The sequence below is a fragment of the Scytonema hofmannii PCC 7110 genome, assembly GCF_000346485.2.
Taxonomy (GTDB): domain Bacteria; phylum Cyanobacteriota; class Cyanobacteriia; order Cyanobacteriales; family Nostocaceae; genus Scytonema; species Scytonema hofmannii.
Genome location: NZ_KQ976354.1, coordinates 5,531,443 through 5,549,816 on the forward strand (window position 1 = coordinate 5,531,443; position 18,374 = coordinate 5,549,816).

The 18,374-nt window shown below is 40.9% G+C and carries 14 protein-coding genes and 1 pseudogene; 5 read left to right on the forward strand and 10 right to left on the reverse strand.

The features are described 5' to 3' along the window. Positions 1-310 precede the first annotated feature (310 nt). The 8 genes from WA1_RS22980 to kdpA all read right to left on the reverse strand — a co-directional run bounded on the left by WA1_RS22980 (position 311) and on the right by kdpA (position 9,937). Positions 311-760, reverse strand: coding sequence for a hypothetical protein (locus WA1_RS22980; RefSeq protein ID WP_017744336.1), 450 nt, complete (start codon positions 758-760; stop codon positions 311-313). 126 nt (positions 761-886) lie between these two features. Beyond that, positions 887-1,108 carry a type II toxin-antitoxin system HicB family antitoxin gene (locus WA1_RS22985; protein ID WP_026134751.1) on the reverse strand — a complete coding sequence of 74 codons (222 nt, stop codon included), beginning with the start codon at positions 1,106-1,108 and terminating at the stop codon, positions 887-889. Positions 1,109-1,210: 102 nt separating this feature from the next. Further along, a complete protein-coding gene (locus tag WA1_RS22990; RefSeq protein WP_066612980.1) occupies positions 1,211-2,599 on the reverse strand; it encodes an RNA-guided endonuclease InsQ/TnpB family protein in 1,389 nt (462 codons plus the stop codon). Between the two features lie 161 nt (positions 2,600-2,760). Beyond that, positions 2,761-3,981 carry an anhydro-N-acetylmuramic acid kinase gene (locus WA1_RS22995; protein ID WP_017744334.1) on the reverse strand — a complete coding sequence of 407 codons (1,221 nt, stop codon included), beginning with the start codon at positions 3,979-3,981 and terminating at the stop codon, positions 2,761-2,763. 90 nt (positions 3,982-4,071) lie between these two features. Then, positions 4,072-5,241: a universal stress protein gene (locus WA1_RS23000; protein ID WP_017744333.1), complete on the reverse strand. Its 1,170-nt coding sequence runs from the start codon at positions 5,239-5,241 to the stop codon at positions 4,072-4,074. 58 nt (positions 5,242-5,299) lie between these two features. Then, positions 5,300-5,905: a K(+)-transporting ATPase subunit C gene (kdpC, locus tag WA1_RS23005; protein WP_017744332.1), complete on the reverse strand. Its 606-nt coding sequence runs from the start codon at positions 5,903-5,905 to the stop codon at positions 5,300-5,302. Positions 5,906-5,975: 70 nt separating this feature from the next. Continuing rightward, positions 5,976-8,066 (reverse strand): potassium-transporting ATPase subunit KdpB, encoded by a 2,091-nt coding sequence (gene kdpB / locus WA1_RS23010; protein ID WP_017744331.1) that lies wholly within the window; start codon positions 8,064-8,066, stop codon positions 5,976-5,978. Between the two features lie 173 nt (positions 8,067-8,239). Beyond that, entirely contained in the window at positions 8,240-9,937 is a 1,698-nt protein-coding gene (gene kdpA, locus WA1_RS23015) for a potassium-transporting ATPase subunit KdpA (protein ID WP_026134749.1), read from the reverse strand. A gap of 435 nt (positions 9,938-10,372) precedes the next feature. Here kdpA and WA1_RS23020 point away from each other — a divergent pair, with 435 nt between their 5' ends. The 4 genes from WA1_RS23020 (at position 10,373) to WA1_RS23035 (ending at position 17,133) form a co-directional block, all read left to right on the forward strand. Next, entirely contained in the window at positions 10,373-11,053 is a 681-nt protein-coding gene (locus WA1_RS23020) for a response regulator transcription factor (protein ID WP_017744329.1), read from the forward strand. A gap of 182 nt (positions 11,054-11,235) precedes the next feature. Further along, complete coding sequence (locus WA1_RS23025; RefSeq protein ID WP_017744328.1) at positions 11,236-11,478, forward strand: DUF2281 domain-containing protein; 243 nt, start codon at positions 11,236-11,238, stop codon at positions 11,476-11,478. A gap of 72 nt (positions 11,479-11,550) precedes the next feature. Beyond that, the gene (locus WA1_RS23030) at positions 11,551-11,880 is read left to right on the forward strand and encodes a PIN domain-containing protein (protein ID WP_272819203.1); all 330 of its coding nucleotides are present in this window, start codon (positions 11,551-11,553) and stop codon (positions 11,878-11,880) included. 669 nt (positions 11,881-12,549) lie between these two features. Then, positions 12,550-17,133 (forward strand): Calx-beta domain-containing protein, encoded by a 4,584-nt coding sequence (locus WA1_RS23035; protein ID WP_017744326.1) that lies wholly within the window; start codon positions 12,550-12,552, stop codon positions 17,131-17,133. A gap of 8 nt (positions 17,134-17,141) precedes the next feature. Here WA1_RS23035 and WA1_RS23040 read toward each other — a convergent pair whose 3' ends face one another. Together WA1_RS23040 and WA1_RS53085 are read right to left on the reverse strand one after the other, a co-directional pair. After that, entirely contained in the window at positions 17,142-17,459 is a 318-nt protein-coding gene (locus WA1_RS23040; protein ID WP_017744325.1) for a hypothetical protein, read from the reverse strand. 170 nt (positions 17,460-17,629) lie between these two features. Beyond that, positions 17,630-17,923, reverse strand: coding sequence for a papain fold toxin domain-containing protein (locus tag WA1_RS53085; protein ID WP_081403137.1), 294 nt, complete (start codon positions 17,921-17,923; stop codon positions 17,630-17,632). Between the two features lie 5 nt (positions 17,924-17,928). Between WA1_RS53085 and WA1_RS53090 the strand changes: the two are divergent. After that, positions 17,929-18,350: pseudogene (locus WA1_RS53090) on the forward strand (NF041680 family putative transposase); the annotation flags it as partial. Positions 18,351-18,374 lie beyond the last annotated feature (24 nt).

Genomic DNA, 18,374 nt, shown 5'->3' on the forward strand with positions numbered 1-18,374 from the left:
GCGGGTAGGGTTTTCACCTACATCTCTGACCGAAAGTTCAGGAATCCTCCACTGAGGTTTTTCATCCTGGTACTGCTTATGGATTCAGCAGTCAACGAATCGCACCACGCCTCCAGATGTTCAAGAGGAGTATGTATCTGGAGTCAGCCAACAAGACCAGTCAATGCGCCCAGTCTTTTTGTAAAATCCAGTACTGTAGTTACTATTTATCTTTCCCAATTTTTACCCGTTAAATAACATTGTTAGTGGATAGTGGTTAGTGGTTAGTGGTTAGTAGCACCAGTAACAAATAACAACTAACAACTAGCCATTAACTAGGACTTTGCCTCTCTAAGTTGGCTTCCATTGTACTGGTCAAAAAATGACCAACTAATATACCACTTGTTAAATAGTAAGTATTATCCGAAACTCGATGTAAGGTTTCAAAGCCACTGCGACGCTGGCGATCGCTCAACACCCAATACCTCTGGACAATCGTTTCTAAGCCAATCCAGCCTTCTCCTTCTACCTGTCCTAATAAATTATGTTGAAGTAAAAAATTATACTGACGTTCTCCGCGATCCAAACGCCCCTTATACTGTAAGGCAATTTCTGAGTGTTCGGTACCGGGAAACATCAATTTTGTCGCCATTGTGAACCAATTGTCTCGATTCCAAGCAACCAAGGTCAAACCTTTGACGCTGATTGGCATACCATCACGTTCTAGCCAGGTTCCTTGTAGAATCCAGCGCCCCGGTTCTAATAAAAAAGTGTGTGGCACCTTGTATGTTCCTTGCTTTGCTCGAGCACCGCCAAGACTGGTATTATGACATAAAGCTTCAGGCGGCAGATAAGTACAGTATAGCTAGTGAGCAGTGAGCAGTGACCAGTGACCAGTTTTTAGGCATCAGATCGCAATCCCTGCTTCAGCAATGAACACTTCTATCGAAGGAGTCTCCTCTAACATTTCCTTGCCAAATACTTCGATATAGCAGGAGATCGCTGACTTGACATCAGATAATGCTTCCTCATAAGTATCTCCTTGTCCAACAATCGCTCCCACTACACCAATTGGGTAAGCCACATATCCATCTGGATGTTTTTCGATTACTATCTTAAACTGTTTCACGGGTTCCTCGCTAGTCACGTACTCCTTACAGAGCGCTTACTATTGATTTAATTGTAGTATGGGAATATTTGAGTTCTCCCTCGGTTTAAAACACGAGGGATTCTACATGGTTGTTACTCCGTGCTCTAAAGAGGCACTCCGTAACGTATTACGAAATGAATTCTTTAGATCGCGGAACAAATCATACCGATGTGGCAGACTCAAAACTGCCCTACCCACCTTAACTAGAACAAGTCCTAGCTGTGTGGCTACTTTCTTTGCAATGTTGGCTGCGCCGTTGCAATCCGCATTGATTAAAAAACCTTTTTTGGTTTTGTAAAGACCACGTTCAATTCTTTCACCTGATGGCTTCCATCCGTCGGGTTTTTCACCAAATGTAGGTAGGAAATCATCATCCAAAAATGAACTCTTGGAGGTGTAGCTCTCTTCAGTAATTGTTAAAACAATCCCGTATTCAGGACAAAGTTGTTTAAGCCGTTCAATCAATCTAGCAGTCGGGATTGGCACAAAATTTTGGTTCCCACGCTTGCCCATATCGGAACCATTTTTCTGCCCTTCATTCCAACCGATAATAAGATTTCCAATACCATCAGCAAGACATCGATTAATAATGAATCTTGCTGCTTTATTAATAGCATCACGCATCTGATTATTGCGTTTGCGTTGAATCCTATCAAGATTTGAATCCCAGTAGAAATCAGACTTTCCCTGCTTATATTTGGCAACAATCCGACAATAAGCTTGATTCATTGAACTTAACTTTCTCCCATCAATGATTAAGCTTTGTCCCAGTGTTGAAACACCTGTTAGCCAGTTATTTCCACCGTGGTCAAAACTCCATGCTTGGGTGTAATCAAGATTGGGATTAATTTCAACAATCTGTTTACCGTCATCGATAACCCAATCAATCCACAACTGACCGTAACAAGGACGAACTGTCACTTCTTTAACCCAATCCGAATCAATGAATTCAGGCAAGGGTAAAGCAATTTCAGTTAACAAATGCGGTTTGGTTTCTCTACTAATTGATGGATAAAAACAACCATCTTTATAAGTAAGTGCTTGTCTTGGGAACGTAACTGCCGCAAGTCCACCGCTTTTCCTATATTGTGGTAACGCGGGTCTGTCTACCTCACCTCTGTAGTAGGCATTAACCAATCCATTGTAAGAAGTAATTGATTCCCCTACAGATTTCAATGTTTGCTGTGCCGCTTGTGCAGCCAGAGCCTTGTAATGTGGATTATCCTTAAGAACTTTATCTAGTTCGGGATAAGTCGTAAAACATTTGTATGTCTTCCAACCGTGCCGCAATTCATCACCACGCCAATAAGTTGTGAATGCATTATCAGACTCTTCAAGTCTTGAATAATGAGTTTGACGAACATGATAAAGAGCACAATTAATCAAACTGTTAGCGTGTTGGCATTGGTCAATCCAAAACGCTTCTTCAATATCTGTGAACCTTGCCTTAACTGGTAAAGTTTTGTACACTTGTCATCACCTCCTGTTGTTGATTATCTTAGTGACTACATACAAAGTCAACAACAGGTTAAAACCTGTTGGGTCGGGTTTCATCCCCTCGTTAAAACTGAGGGGTTCTCACCCTCCCATTATATTTTGATAGTTCAAAAAGACACCAAAATTTTCTGCCTTTACCATCGGAAAACCGATTGGGAAACATCTCCCAAAAGCACTTCTTGAAGTGCGCCTGTAGCTGTTGGTAGGTTCCCAGGAGTTCCCATGTGTCGCCAGTAAGCTAAAACTGCAAAAGCGATCGCTTCTTTAAAATCAGCATTCAAGCCCACCTCATCTGTTGTCATGACTGGTACTGAGGCTAACAAGTGCTGTATCCGATTTTTTAAATAAAGATTGCGGCTCCCGCCCCCACACAATAGCACTCTCTGAGGCAGTTGTGGCAAAAAAGAACGGTAACTGCGAACAATCGAAGCTGCGGTAAGTTCTGCCAGAGTCGCTAGTATATCAGCAGGGCTTAGTTGATAAGCTTCAGCATCTTGCAAGCAATTTTGAAGGTAGGAAGCCCCAAACAATTCTCGACCTGTAGATTTAGGAGGCGGCAGATGAAAGTAGTCTTGACTGAGCCATTTTTCTACCAGGGGATTACAAGGATTGCCACTTGCAGCCCAAGCACCATTTTCATCATAGGTTTTTGTCCCAGACGATAAATGCTCCACCGCCAAATCTAAAAGACTATTGCCAGGTCCTGTATCCCAACCGCGAAGTTTCTCCAACCAATTGCTGTTATGACGCGGCGGTACATAAGCCACATTACCAATACCACCAATATTTTGAATACAACGCCCTTCATTGAAATCACTGAGCAACGCTGCATCTACACGAGGAACCAAAGGCGCTCCGTGACCACCTGCGGCAATATCAGCTGCACGAAAATTACTTATAGTTGTCATCCCTGTAAGATGAGCAATGACTGCACCACGTCCTAGTTGTAAACTGTAACCCAGAGGGGAGTAGGTAGTAGGGAGTAGGGAGTAAGGATGAGGAAGTTCCCCCCTTCTCCCCCTCTCCCCCTCTCCCCCTCCTTTTACAGGTGGTCTATGATACACGGTTTGACCGTGAGAACCAATGAGAGAAGCGGGTGAATGACCGAGTTGAATGTTTTGTGCGGCTTGAGCAAAGGCACAAGCGATCGCATCATCTAATTCTGCCAACTCAGCCATGGAAAGAGCTTTATCCGCACAAACTGCCAAAATGCGCTCTCTTAAATATGTTGGGTAAGGATAAGTTGCACCAGCTACTAACTCAATCTTGATATCTAAATTTGTTCCAGAAACATCAACTAATACTGCGTCTATACCATCTACAGACGTACCACTGATTAAACCTATTACACGCATTTTAAGTAGAAAGTATGAAGTATAAAGTATCAAGGATAAGGTATAGAGTAAGGCTTAGATTGTAGAAATTTATAATTCTTCTCAATTTTTTTATTCTTCATACTTTATAATTTTTGAGGAGTTGCTTTTATCCTCAGAAATAATGTGTAAATCAACATTTTTCAACGATCGCAGCAATTTATGAGTCAGAGATCCTCTAAAGAGAAGTTGCCAGCGCGATCGCTGACTTGCACCAATTACAATTTGAGTGACGCGGTATTGATGAGCAACTTCTGCTATCGATGTGGCTACGTCATGGCTGTTAATACGAAGGAATTCCCCTTCAAATTCTTGACATAGCTTTTCACAGGTTTCCACATACAAGCTTTCCTGCTTGGTGAGAAAGCGATCTGGTTCAGCAACGTACAAACAAAACAGAGGTGCATTCATATAATTAGCTAGCCTAGCTCCTCTCCGTAACAGCTGGATTGAGTTAGGATAAGTCGATACGCAGACTAAAACTCTTTCATGAATGTTGCAAAAAGGACCATTTGGAGTAGTAGCTACGGCATTTTCTTCAACGTTATCGGCAACCTCTCGAAGTGCTAACTCTCGCAAAGCAATCAAATTACGACGTTGGAAAAAGTTATCAAGCGCTTGTTGAATTTTCTGTGGAGCATAGATTTTACCCTCTAACAAACGTTCCTGCAAAGTTTCAGGAGTGACATCAATCACGACAACTTCATCCGCTTCATCTAGAATGCGATCGGGAACACGTTCTCTCACAACCACACCAGTAATTCTTGCCACTAAGTCATTCAGACTTTCAAGATGCTGAATATTCATTGTAGAATAGATATCAATCCCCGCTTCTAAAATGACCTCTACATCTTGGTAGCGTTTTTCTCGAACAGAACCAGGGACATTAGTATGTGCTAATTCATCAACTAAAGCTAATTGAGGTGCTCTAGCTATTATAGCGTCAGTATCCATTTCTGTTAACACCAAACCACCGCGAGAAATTTGTTGACGGGGTATAAGCTCCAAACTCTCTGCTTTTTGTGCGGTTTCTTTTCGTCCGTGAGTTTCTAAAAGCCCAATCACCACATCAATACCTTCACGTTTTAGTGCGTAGGCTTCTTCCAACATTCGGTATGTTTTACCAACCCCCGGTGCCATCCCAATATAAATTTTGTGTTTACCCCGCCGTACCGAGCTAAGGTCATTAAGAACAGCAGATGATGGTTGATTTTGACTGGAAATATTATTTTTATTAATCATTACATTTGTTAGTTGTTAGTTTTTAAAATAAACTATTAACTATTAGCCATTAGCCAAATTACCTATTTTGTTGTTGTCGGTTAAACTCATCTAAATCCAAAGCATAATTCAACTTTAAAACATTCACTCCCGGCTCACCAAAAATACCAAAGAATCTCCCTTCTGTAAATTTATTTATAAAAGGCAAGACCTCATCTGGTCGAAGTTCTCGGGCGCGGGCAACTCTTTCCAATTGTTCGCGTGCTGCTTTTACTGAGATATGAGGATCTAAACCAGAACCAGAGGCATAAACCAAATCAGTAAATGGTTGAATACCTTCATCTTTCAGATAAGTTATCTCTTCTGAAATGCGCTTCATCAAAGCAGGATTTCCTGGGGCTAGATTACTTGCTCCAGATATACCAGTTGGTTTTGCTTCTTTGCCTTCACTGTACTCCACCACACTAGGACGAGAACGAAAATATCGGTCAGATGTAAATTTTTGACCAATCAAAGCTGAACCAATTTGTTCTCCCTGAATATTCTGCACGATACTGCCATTAGCTTCATAGGGAAATACAAATTGACCTACAGTCAGTATAACTAATGGATAGATAATCGCAGTTAACAACCAGAGAATTAAAGTAATACGAATTGCTTTAGTGATTTCTCTAAGAATAAACATAAAGAAATTTTAGATTTTAGATTTTGGATTTTGGATTGAGGATTAGAAATAACTTGGTCACTGGTCACTGTTAAACCAATCCTGCTACTGTTAGCAATATATCAATTAACTTAATGGCGATAAATGGTGCAATTACACCTCCCAATCCGTAAACAAAAATATTACGTTGTAATAATTGATTAGCTGTTAATGGTCTAAACTTTACACCTGTTAGCGCTAAAGGAATCAATGCTGGAATAATCAAAGCATTGTAGATCAAAGCTGATAGCACGGCTGAATTCGTACTGGTTAGTCTCATAACATTTAAACTTTGTAGATTAGCCGCAGCAAATAAAACTGGGATAATCGCAAAATATTTAGCAATATCATTGGCAAGGGAAAATGTTGTCAAAGCCCCACGCGTCATGAGGAGCTGTTTGCCAATAGCAACAATGTCAATGAGCTTTGTGGGATCGGAGTCTAAGTCTACCATGTTAGCAGCTTCTTTTGCTGCTTGAGTTCCTGTATTCATGGCTACACCAACATTTGCTTGAGCAAGCGCTGGTGCATCATTGGTTCCGTCTCCTGTCATTGCTACTAATTTTCCCTCTCCTTGTTCTCTTTGAATTACGGCAATTTTGTCTTCTGGGGTGGCTTCAGCGATAAAGTCATCGACTCCTGCTTCTTTTGCAATGACAGATGCTGTAATGCGGTTGTCGCCAGTTAGCATGACAGTTCGGACTCCCATTCGCCGCAACTGCTCAAAACGTTCGCGAATACCGGGTTTGATAATGTCTTTTAAATAGATTACACCGTATATCTCGCTATCAAAGGCTACAGCTAACGGTGTTCCTCCTAGTTGTGAGACTTTTTCGTAGGCTATATCAAGTTCTGCAGTACCATTTCCGTTACGGGAACGTACAAATCCTTTGATAGCTGAAACTGCACCTTTACGGGCTTGGCTACCATTCGGTAGGTTTGTACCACTCATGCGCGTTTTTGCTGAAAACTCTACTGCTTCTGCTTGGTCTCGTGGAAAATCAATTCTGGCTCCCAATCTTTCTGCTAGCCTGAAAATAGATTTACCTTCAGGTGTATCATCAAATATACTCGCTGCCAAAGCAACGTGGGCGATGTCTTCCATAGAATGACCGTTAATGGGGATAAACTCTTCAGCTAATCGGTTACCCAAAGTAATCGTACCTGTTTTATCAAGGATTAGGGTACTAACATCACCACAGGCTTCTACTGCCCTTCCTGAAGTCGCAATTACGTTAAACTGAGCAACTCGATCCATTCCGGCAATACCTATTGCACTGAGTAATCCTCCAATGGTGGTGGGGATCAATGCTACTAATAGCGCTACCAATATTGCAATATTAATGGAGTTTCCTACATATCCCGCGATCGCAGGAATTGTCATCACAACGAACAAAAAGACTAACGTCAAAACGGCTAACAACACCGTTAGAGCAATTTCGTTGGGTGTTTTTGTTCTTTGGGCTCCTTCCACTAAGGCAATCATTCTGTCAATAAACCCTTTACCTGGGTCTGCTGTAATTCGGATAATCAGTTCATCAGAAATAATTCGCGTACCACCAGTGACAGAACTTGCTACGTCCGATCCGGTTTCCTTAAGGACTGGTGCAGATTCTCCGGTAATTGCTGATTCATCAACACTGGCAACACCCATAATCACTTCCCCATCTGCAGGAATGACATCCCCGGCGACCACGTACACTGTATCACCTGTTCTTAAGCTAGTCGAAGAAACTTCAACAATTGCTCCATCATCTCCAAGTTTTTTAGTAACTGTTTCTGACTTCGTTGAACGTAGGGCATCAGCTTGTGCTTTACCTCTCCCTTCGGCAACTGCTTCAGCAAAGTTAGCAAATAAAACAGTGAAGAATAAAATGCCCGTCACCAATCCGTTAAAAAGACGCAAGTTATTTCCTGTAACCGGACCAAATAGGTAAGGGTTGACAGTCACTAATAAAGTAATGAGGGTCCCAACCCAAACCAAAAACATGACTGGGTTTTTAATTGCATATTTGGGGTTAAGCTTGACAAAAGCGTCTTTTATAGCTCTGCGGTAAATTCCTTTTGTGCGAACTTTCGATTTTTTACGTGCTTGGCGACGCTCACTTTTACGGGAATATGGTGGTCTGGGTGTTGAGTCCATAATGAATTGGGGAGTGGGGAGTAGGGAGTAGGGAGTAGGGAGTGGGGAGTGGGGAGTAGGGAGTAGGGAGTAGGGAGTAGGGAGTAGGGAGTAGGGAGTAGGGGGTTGGGAGTAGGGAGTAGGGAGTAGGGACAGTTCCCCATTCCCCACTCCCCACTCCCCATTCCCTTCATTTAAAGATTAAACCCTTCAGCTATGGGTCCTAAAGCTAAAACGGGGAAAAATGTAAGTACCCCTAAAATTAAAATGACTCCTGCGGTCACTGCTGTAAATAGGGTGGTATCTGTTCTAAGTGTTCCTGGTGTTTCTGGCACTGCTTGTTTGCGTGTCATACTATCGGCTAACAGCAAAATGACAATAATGGGGATATAACGCCCCATTAACAAGCTCAAGCAAGTGCTCAGGTTCCACCATAAAGTACTATCGCCCAACCCCTCTAAGCCAGAACCGTTATTGGCACTGGCTGAAGCATATTCATATACCACTCGCGAAATGTTGTGAAATTCAGGAGTGCCTGTATATCCTGGTGGTGGAACTTGAAACGCTAAAGATGTGGGAAATGCCAAGGCAATGGCACTGGGGATCAACACTGCGATTGGGTGAATCAGCAGCACTACGCTACTCAGAATTATTTCTTGCTTTTCTATTTTGCGCCCTAAAAATTCTGGTGTCCGTCCCACCATTAGCCCAGTCAGGAACACTGCAAGAATCAAGAAAATGAATAGGTATGCTGTTCCGGTTCCCTGTCCGCCCCAGACTATTTGTAAAAATAAGCTGAGCATTGTAGAAAAAATTCCCGGTGGCATTAAGGAATCGTGCATCCCGTTGACTGCACCGCACATAGTTCCTGTTGTCGTAATTGCCCACAGCGCTGTTTGCGCCCACCCAAATCTGAGTTCTTTTCCTTCTAAATTGGGCTGTGCTTCCAATTCTAATGCTTTGTTGACTATGGGATTGCCTTGGTACTCGCTAATGGCTGTTATACCAATCAAAATAACATAAATGATAAAGACCATCCAAAATAGCTGCCACGCTTGTTTGGTATTGTTAGCGAACAATCCGTAAGTAAAAATGAGTGCTGCTGGAATACTCAGCATGGCAAGGGTTTCTATGAGGTTAGAAATACTATTCGGATTCTCAAACGGGTGCGCTGAGTTCGCACTAAAAAAACCGCCACCGTTCTCTCCCAACTGTTTGATTATCTCAAAAGAAGCTACTGGTCCTCTTGCAAGATACTGTATACCTCCGTCTAAAGTTGTTAATTCTAGGGGTCCATTCATTGTTTGCGGTACACCTAAAGCCAGTAATCCGATCGCTCCTACTATTGAGATTGGCAGCAATACACGCGTGATGGAACGGGTTATGTCAATGTAAAAATTTCCTAGTGGTTTACCTGTTAAACCTCGTATAAAAGCAATCCCTACTGCCAACCCTGTAGCGGCTGAGGTAAACATCAAAAAACCCAAAGCTGTACTTTGACTGAAGTAACTGAGAGTGGTTTCTCCTGAGTAATGTTGCTGGTCTGTATTAGTTAAAAATGAAATAGTTGTGTGTAATACAATGTCCCATTTAGGAGCAGCTAATTTTGTGGGATTCCAGGGTAAAAATTTCTGAAGAGCAAGGAACGCACACACTACAATTCCCATCACAAGGTTACTGTACAGCAACGCTCTGATATACTGCCAACCCGTCATAGTGTCTTGTCTGGAAATCCCTACTAATAAATATATAATTCGTTCTAAGGGATTCATGACGAGATCGAGTAGCGTTTTTTCTCCCATAAAGACACGGGCTATGTATCTACCGAATAGCGGCGCGATCGCTATTAAGATACAGAGTGTCACTCCTATCTGCAAAAGTCCTTGTCCCATATATATAGCCCAAATTATAAGTTAGTAGTGTATAATGTTGCAAATCAAGCTAACTAGTCATTTATCATTTTATTATTGGAATATTCACTATGTTGCACCTATCTAATAAATTGCTATAAAATTCTCTTTTGTGTGAATATTTTTTTCTCCATCTATCTGTAGTATAAATTTTAGGTTTTCAAGTAAGTAGAGCTAAATCCCACTAAAAGATGGTGGTGGGCATTGCTACTTACGTATATTTCAAAAATCAGGTAGGATTCCTATAGATAAAAATTACAGATTTTGGCTTCCAAAATAGTATATCTTTCTACTGGTAAACCTAACGAGACTGATTTGATATTTGCTTGATTTACTTACAAATATAACTTTTTATTAAAAAACTCTATATTTGTAGCATTTTGTGAATGCGACTGCATATTCAGCGACCAGTGACAAATGACAAATTTAAAAATATTACTTGTTGAGGATGATGAATTGTTTCGCTTGGGGCTGCGAATGCGGTTGCAGCAAGAACCAGGAATTGAAATTTTGGCTGAGGCGGAGGATGGAGAACAAGCTGTAGAGGTGGCAAATCGCTACACTTTTGACTTAGTTTTACTAGATATTGGTTTACCTGGTATTGGTGGAATAGAAGCTTGCCGTCAAATTAAGCAGCAGCACCCCAATTTACCCGTACTAGTTCTCACATCGCGTTCGGAAAAACCTTTGATTGCAAGACTAATTGAAGCGGGGGCGCAAGGTTACTGTTTAAAAGGTATTCCTTCAGAGTCTTTAATATTAGCATTGCGTTCTGTAGCAGCAGGGGCTTCTTGGTGGGATCGAACAGCAACAACAGAAATTAGGGCAGCTTTTGAAGGAAATCAGACAACGGTTATGCCTGTAAAAACTCCAGAACAATTGGAAAATCCTTTGACAAAGCGCGAACAAGAGATTTTGGCACTTGTGGCTACAGGGAAAAGCAACCAAGAAATTGCAGAAACTCTCTACATTGCCCCCGGTACGGTACGGGTTCACGTTCATGCTATTTTACAAAAATTAGAAGTTCGCGATCGCACTCAAGCCGCTGTTTTAGCGATTCAGAAAGGATTGGTTGCGCCCGAATTGCTGAGAAATTAGGTAGTTAGGGGTTAAGGACTGGGGAAGAGAGATTTTCATGTTTGATGATAAAATTTTTTCATCGGGACTGCCTTTGTTCTTAACGGCGTTGCTAGAGAGTAAGAGGAAAGCGAGGAAGTTTCACTTTTAGAATAAAATTATCAAATCACAATAGAAGTAGTAACAGTAGTAGGTGAATTCTGATGAGTCCAGAACAAGAGTTATTAACAAAGTGGCGTTCCCTTCCACAAGACAAACAGGAGGAGGTTTTAGATTTTGTCGAATTTCTTTACGTGAAAAACTCTGCAAATAAAACTCCCTTAGGAGAACGGTTGCGGCAAATTCGCTCTAGAATTGTTGCTTCTGGTAAATCTTTATTAGATGAAAATGCTATCGAAAAAGAACTCGCCCGTCGGAGAGGTGGGATACAGGGTAGAGAAGAATGAAAATAACTTATATTGATTCAGGGGTATTGCTTACTGCAACAGATGGTGTGGGCAGAATTGCTGAGAAAGCCCTTGAAATATTTAGAAGATTCTCAAAGAAAATTTGCTTCTAGTAATTTTGTCAAATTGGAGGTAAGTCCCAAAGCAATTTATCATAAACAAACTGAAGAAGCTGAATTCTATGAAGAGTTTTTTAGCGATGTTACGTACTGGGCGAGTGATTTGACTCGTATTGTTCAAGAAGCTTATCAAATTGCTTCTCAGTATGGTTTAGCAGCTATGGACGCGCTTCATGTTGCTGCGGCGTTGTCAGTTGGTACAGAGGAGTTTGTGACAACAGAGAAAACAACAAAGCCTATGTTTAAGATATCTAGTATTGAAATAATTTCTATTTTTGATTAATTTGTTTAGGAAAAATTTCCCACTAGAGTGCAGGAGCAATATTATCCCTAATCTCCAATCACTTTTGTAATTTGTGTGTGCTCTTGAAGAAGTAATCTCTGCCATAGTAGAAGGTGACAAGTAAAGTGAAAATTGCGATCGCTACAGGTAGTAATTTGCTTTTGGAAATCACTCTCTTCAGTTTACAAACATTTAGCCAGGAATAATACTGCTTTATCATCTGTCAATTGTCCTTGGTCAAGTAAAAGTGCTTTTCATGATTTGTTATGAGCTTTTCTCGTGAATGGCTTACTGAGAATAAGCACCTTACAGCAGTTTTCAAATAAATGAACCACACTATGCTCTTGTGGTACGGGCGGGGACGCCCGTACCACAAGATGTAGTTTATGAAGACTTTCTTTCCAATTAAGTACTAATTAATACTGCTGTAATAAAATCTCCAATCTCATCAGAAAAGCATCAAAGGCAGCAAAACCCTGTTACAGGGTATTACTCAATTAATGATGTGTCATTTTCAGTATGACAAAATTTAGTAGATTTACGGGGACAAAAAGTTTATTATTTGACTATAACTTTTATTAATCTTCAATAAACGTGTTGAACTGCACAACGGCTAGTTAACAGTCCAACCAAAAATTTCCTTTTGGATAAATATTAAAGGATATATCTGTGGCACCTACTATTTTGAACCCCGGCGATCTTGCTATCGTAGGTTACGTGACTAACGGTAGCCCTGACCTGTTCTCATTCGTTAACCTGGTTCCCATTGAAGCAGATACTGTAATTTATTTTACAAATAATGGTTGGACTAGTACTGCCTTTCAGGGTGTAACTTCTACTGATGCTGATGGCGACGAGAACTTAATTCGATTTACCGCAAATACTGAGATTGCGGCTGGTACAGTTATTCGCACTACAGATACTTCTCCCAATTTCACCTGGACGAAGTCAGGATCAATCGGTGCTGGTGGTGAGTATGCTGACCTTTTCTTAACTGAGTCTGAAGACCAGATAGCAGTTGTGCAGTCAACCAACAGCACAAACCCTCTATTGTCTGATTTTACTCCTATCTATCAGATTGATAATACAGGTTTTTTTGAAGATGCAACTAGCTCAAGCACTGGTAACGTTATCATAGGATTGTCTGAAAATAACAAGACAGCAGTGCTTCTCAATAACACCGAGACTTCTGCAACATTTAACTTTAATGCGCTTTCCAGTGGAACTAAGGAAGAATGGCTACAGGCTATTGGCAATTTTGCAAACTGGACATTTGGTAGCGACACGTCCTTACCCTCTGGTAGTATTACTGTTTCTCAAACTGCTAACCCAACTCCCAATAATACCCCGACTGCTGACAACAATATTGTTAGCTTGAACGAGGATACAGCTTACGCTTTTACTACTACTGATTTTAAGTTTGCTGATACTGACAGTGGAGATACACTGAAATCAGTAGTCATTACTGAACTACCAATCAAAGGTCAGTTGTTCTTGGATAGTGACAATGATGATAACCAAGGCACTAACGAAGCGATCGCACAAAACCAACCTATCCAAGTTGATGATTTCAGCAAGCTAAAGTTCAAACCTGCTGAAAACGCTAATGGCGATAACTATGCTAGCTTCCAGTTTAAGGTAAATGACGGCAAAGACATCAGCACCTCAGCCTACCAAATGACGCTGAATGTGTCTCCTGTCAACGATGCTCCTACTGCTGCCAACGGGACTGTCAATCTCATCGAAGATGCTGTCTACGCTTTTAGCAACGCTGACTTTAACTTTACAAGTATTGACAGTAATGATTCACTGCAAGCAGTGCAAATTACCCAACTGCCTAGTGCAGGTAAGTTGTTCTTAGACGAAAACAATGATGGTAACCAAGATGCTGATGAATCCCTCAGTGCAGACCAGATTATACAAGTCGATAACCTCAGCCAACTGAAGTTTAAACCTGACAATAATGGTCACGGCGACGGCTACACCAGTTTCCAATTTAAGGTGAGTGATGGCAACGAGATGAGCGCTGAAGCGTACACGATAACGTTGAATGTGACTGCTGTTAACGATGCGCCGACTGCTGAGAACAACACTGTTAACCTGGACGAGGATAATGCCTACACCTTTAGTGCTGCTGACTTCAAATTTAAGGATGTTGACACTAGTAATACGCTGCAATCGGTACAAATTACGCAACTACCTACTGTAGGTCAGTTGTTCTTGGATGGCAACAATAACAACGAACAAGATGGTGGTGAAGCCATTGCTCAAAACCAAACTATACTAGAGTCTGCATTGGGTAACCTGAAGTTTAAACCAGGGACTGACGGTAACGGCGACAATTACTCTAACTTCCAGTTTAAAGTCAGTGATGGTACGGACTTAAGCGCTTCAGCATATACCATGGGATTTAACGTTGCTGCGGTCAACGATGCTCCTAGTTTTAATATTGGAGCAGATCGAAGTGCAGATGCTTCTACAGGAGTGCAAACTGTTGATGCTTGGGCAACAGGATTCAATCCGGGCGGTAGTACTGATGAATTAACTCAAAGTCTTGTTGCTTACCATATTGTCAGCAACAGCAATTCTGTGATATTTGCAGTTGCTCCTATGATTGATGCGACGGGCAAACTCACCTATACTCCTGCTGCTAGTTTGGGTAAAACGGGTAATGCCATTATTGGTGTGACAGTTCAAGACAATGGAGGTACGGAAAAGGGTGGGGTAGATACTTCAACAACTCAATTTTTCAATGTTACTGTCAATGGCAACATTGCTTCTAGGGATATTGTCATTAATGAAGTTGCATGGATGGGAACCAGTGCAGATAGTAACGCTGAATGGATCGAACTCTACAACACGACAAATAAAGACATTGATTTAGGCGGTTGGACGATCAAATCTAGCAGTGGCGGTCTGAATATTACTATTCCTACAGGAGCAGTCATTAAAGGGGGTCAATATTTCTTACTTGAAGGTGGTACTGATGAGACCATAAAAGATATTTTTGCTGACTTGGTCTTTACAGGAACGCTGAGTAATGCTGGAGAATCCCTGACCCTCAAAACACCAGATAATGTTGCTATCGATACTGCTAATGAAGCTGGTGATGCATGGTCTGCAGGAGTTTATGCAACGGGTTCTCCTAATGTTGGTATCAGTATGGAACGAGGCAATCCTAAACTTGTTGATGCTGATAGTAATTGGCACAACAATAATGGTGTGAAGCGTAATGGGACTGATGCGAATGGCAACCCGATCTATGGAACTCCAAAAGCCACAAATTCATTTTATATTCCGCCTGAAGTCATCGTCAATTTAGCATCTGGGTTGACAACGACAGAAGAAGGCGGGACAACATATTTTACCGTGAATTTGAAGACAATTCCGACTGCTGATGTCACTATTAACTTGAATAATTCTAATTTAAAAGAAGGACAACTTTCTGCAAACTCTTTGACCTTCACGCCTAATAATTGGAATATGCCACAAACTGTCACTATTACCGGGCGAGATGACAGTATGGTTGATGGGAATATTGACTACGCGATCGCACTGCAACCAACCATAAGTACCGATCCAAATTACAACAATATTGATCCTGAAGATATCACTTTCATTAATAATGATAACGATATCTTAACTGTTCAAATCGCCTCTTTAAAAACCGATGTCAGCGAAACGGGATCGAATCAGAGTTCTTTCCGCGTCAGTCGCAATAGCATCCTTGATGATTTAACAGTCAAGTTTGTTGTTACTGGCACTGCCAATCAAAAAGATTACTCTCTTTCTACTGATGGATTATCAGTTGTGATTCCTGAAGGGCAAAGTTATGTTGATGTCACTTTTACGGCAATTGATGATGCTATTCCTGAATCAGAAGAAACAGTGCAATTTACTTTAGCTTCAAGTAGCAATTATAAAGTAGATTCAAGTAAAGGCAATGTAGCGCTAACAATTGCTGCCAATGATCCTGTTTCCTACAGCCTTTCTACAACAACAAACACTGTGACAGAAAGCGGGAATCAACAACTGACTTTTGATGTGATTCGCAGTGGCGGTATTGGGATAGCAAGTACTGTAGACTATGCCTTTAGTGGAACGGCAGTTTTTGACAAGGATTACAACAACGTACAATTTGCCGGGACTCCAATTACCTCAAGTGGAACTTTAAGCTTTGCACCAGGAGAAGCAACAAAGAGTATTACACTGAATGTTGTTGATGACAGCGATTTTGAAACCCAAGATGAACTCGTACTTACGCTTAAAAACCCCAATCTAACTGCACCACCAGAAAGTTCCCAAATTAGTCACCCAGAAGCAACTGTTTCTCTTACTGATAATGATTCTAAATCTAGCATTAAGATCGACGATTTCACTATCAAAGAAGGTAAAGCAGCCTCGGTTACAGTTAGTCTTTCTCATGAAAGTTATCTGCCAGTTACGGTAAACTACAAAACTGTTGATGGAACAGCTAAAGCGGGAAGCGATTATAATAGTACTGGATTAAAACAACTGATTTTTAACCCAGGGGAAATTAGTAAAACTATTGAGGTTGTAGCAAAACGCGATATTGAGTTTGAAGAATCAGAAACATTCTTGGTGGAACTTAGCAATTCCTACAATGCTGTTATTGAGAAGAACCAAGCTATCGGTACTATTAGTCTTCCGAATATGCTTGAGGGTACACCTAATACTGATTCTTTAATGGGAAGCAATGAAAGCGATCGCATTCTTGGTTACGATGGTGATGATGTCATTATTGGTGGATTGGAAGGCGATGAAATTGATGCTGGTGATGGCAATGACACTGTATTTGGTGACTTGATTAATAGTGTCGCTGATAGCACTTCTTACTCAGAAGATATCATCAAAGGTGGTAATGGTGGCGATCGCATTTTTGGTGGTGATGGGGATGATGTGCTCTATGGTGAGGCTGGTGATGACTTAATTTGGGGTAACGACGGACAAGATCGACTTTGGGGTGGTGCTGGAAACGATTACCTGACAGGCGGTCAAGGAAATGATACCTTTGTTTTGGCTGTAGAGGAAGGAACTGATACTATCAACGACTTTCGTGTAGGAGAGGATATCATTAGTTTATCTGGAGGTTTGACGTATTCTGCTTTGACTATCAGTCAAATCCTTGACAACACCTTTATTTTTGACAATTCCAACCACGAAATTCTGGCAATCTTAAGTAGTGTTCAAGCCACAACTGTCAAAGCTGACTCTTTCACGATTGCAGTTTAAAAGTAAATCTATGAAACTTGGTTTGAACTCTTGTTGCGGTTTAAGTATTCCTCGAACAGTTCAAAAAATCTTTCTAGAGCTTCATACTCATCCATAGAATTAAAGAGAATTATTTTAGCCCATGATTGAGATACTGTAGTTTTTCCTCTTTCTTGTATCCATTCTTGAAATCCATCCATTGGACAGCCTTCTTGCAAGAAGCCCAAGTGCCTTAGAGTTGTTAAATAACCAACTAATAATGAATGAAGGCAAGTAATTGATGGCTTGCCTAAGTATATGACTGGGTTATCTTTAATGTCTTGGAGAAATATTGAAAAATTCTTCATATTAATTACCTACAATTGAATTTAACGAGACAGAGGAAAGAAGAAAGAAATTTTCTTTCTTCTGAGTAAACGAGTTTAAGTCCCCCACCAAATGGAAAATTGGTGATCTACAATTGGTGACTCTTTTAAATTCCCCACCAATTGCCCTTCTTCCTTCTTCCTTGATTGGTTTAAAATTGGTATCCTTTTTGCTTGAATTTTGTTCCTAAATTTATTTTACTGTCAAATACTAAATTGTTCTCCCACTGTTCAGTTGGAACTCCATTTGGAAATTCATCACGAAGAAAGTTATCAAAAACCCTTTTTTCTCCATTTACACTAATCTCAACTCCTTCATGATGACCGTTCGTTGCAATAGCATCTGTTCCGGGTGGGAGGCTATCATCAATTATATAACCATCAGCTTTTGTTAGTCTTGGTGTATCAAGTTTAATCCGTCTTCCACGAATGTTTTTCTCTTTTATTGGACTATAGACAACGTTATGATATCGAGCACTTTAATCGATTTGGAAAACAACGTTTATTGATGACGGAGTTTCAAACCCCAGAGGTCAAACATGAGGAAAATTGGATACGATTAGTACTGTTGGCTTACGTACAGCTTTGCGCTGCAAAGGACTTAGCTCAACACTTACCTAGACCGTGGGAGCGTTATTTAAAACAAAGCCATGATAAGATTGTAGCTCCAAGTGTGGTGCAACGTGATTTTGGGAGAATTATTTCAGAGGTTGGTAAACCAGGGCGTTCTCCCAAACCCCGTTCGCGAAGCGTGGCGTCAGCCATGGAAATTTTCCAGGTAGGGTAACCGATCAGACTCAACCAAAACGATCTAAGCAGAGTGTTGTTAAAAAAGGCAAAAAAACGAACACTCCTAAAGAGAAAGCTGCGTAATTTTCTGGCTTATATAATTGTTTG

Excerpts from the sequence above, each read along its gene's own strand:
- WA1_RS22995 (WP_017744334.1), bottom strand. The coding sequence starts at position 3,981 with ATGCGTGTAATAGGTTTAATCAGTGGTACGTCTGTAGATGGTATAGAC.
- WA1_RS23000 (WP_017744333.1), bottom strand. The coding sequence starts at position 5,241 with ATGATTAATAAAAATAATATTTCCAGTCAAAATCAACCATCATCTGCT.
- kdpC (WP_017744332.1), bottom strand. The coding sequence starts at position 5,905 with ATGTTTATTCTTAGAGAAATCACTAAAGCAATTCGTATTACTTTAATT.
- kdpB (WP_017744331.1), bottom strand. The coding sequence starts at position 8,066 with ATGGACTCAACACCCAGACCACCATATTCCCGTAAAAGTGAGCGTCGC.
- kdpA (WP_026134749.1), bottom strand. The coding sequence starts at position 9,937 with ATGGGACAAGGACTTTTGCAGATAGGAGTGACACTCTGTATCTTAATA.
- WA1_RS23020 (WP_017744329.1), top strand. The coding sequence starts at position 10,373 with ATGACAAATTTAAAAATATTACTTGTTGAGGATGATGAATTGTTTCGC.
- WA1_RS23025 (WP_017744328.1), top strand. The coding sequence starts at position 11,236 with ATGAGTCCAGAACAAGAGTTATTAACAAAGTGGCGTTCCCTTCCACAA.
- WA1_RS23040 (WP_017744325.1), bottom strand. The coding sequence starts at position 17,459 with ATGAAGAATTTTTCAATATTTCTCCAAGACATTAAAGATAACCCAGTC.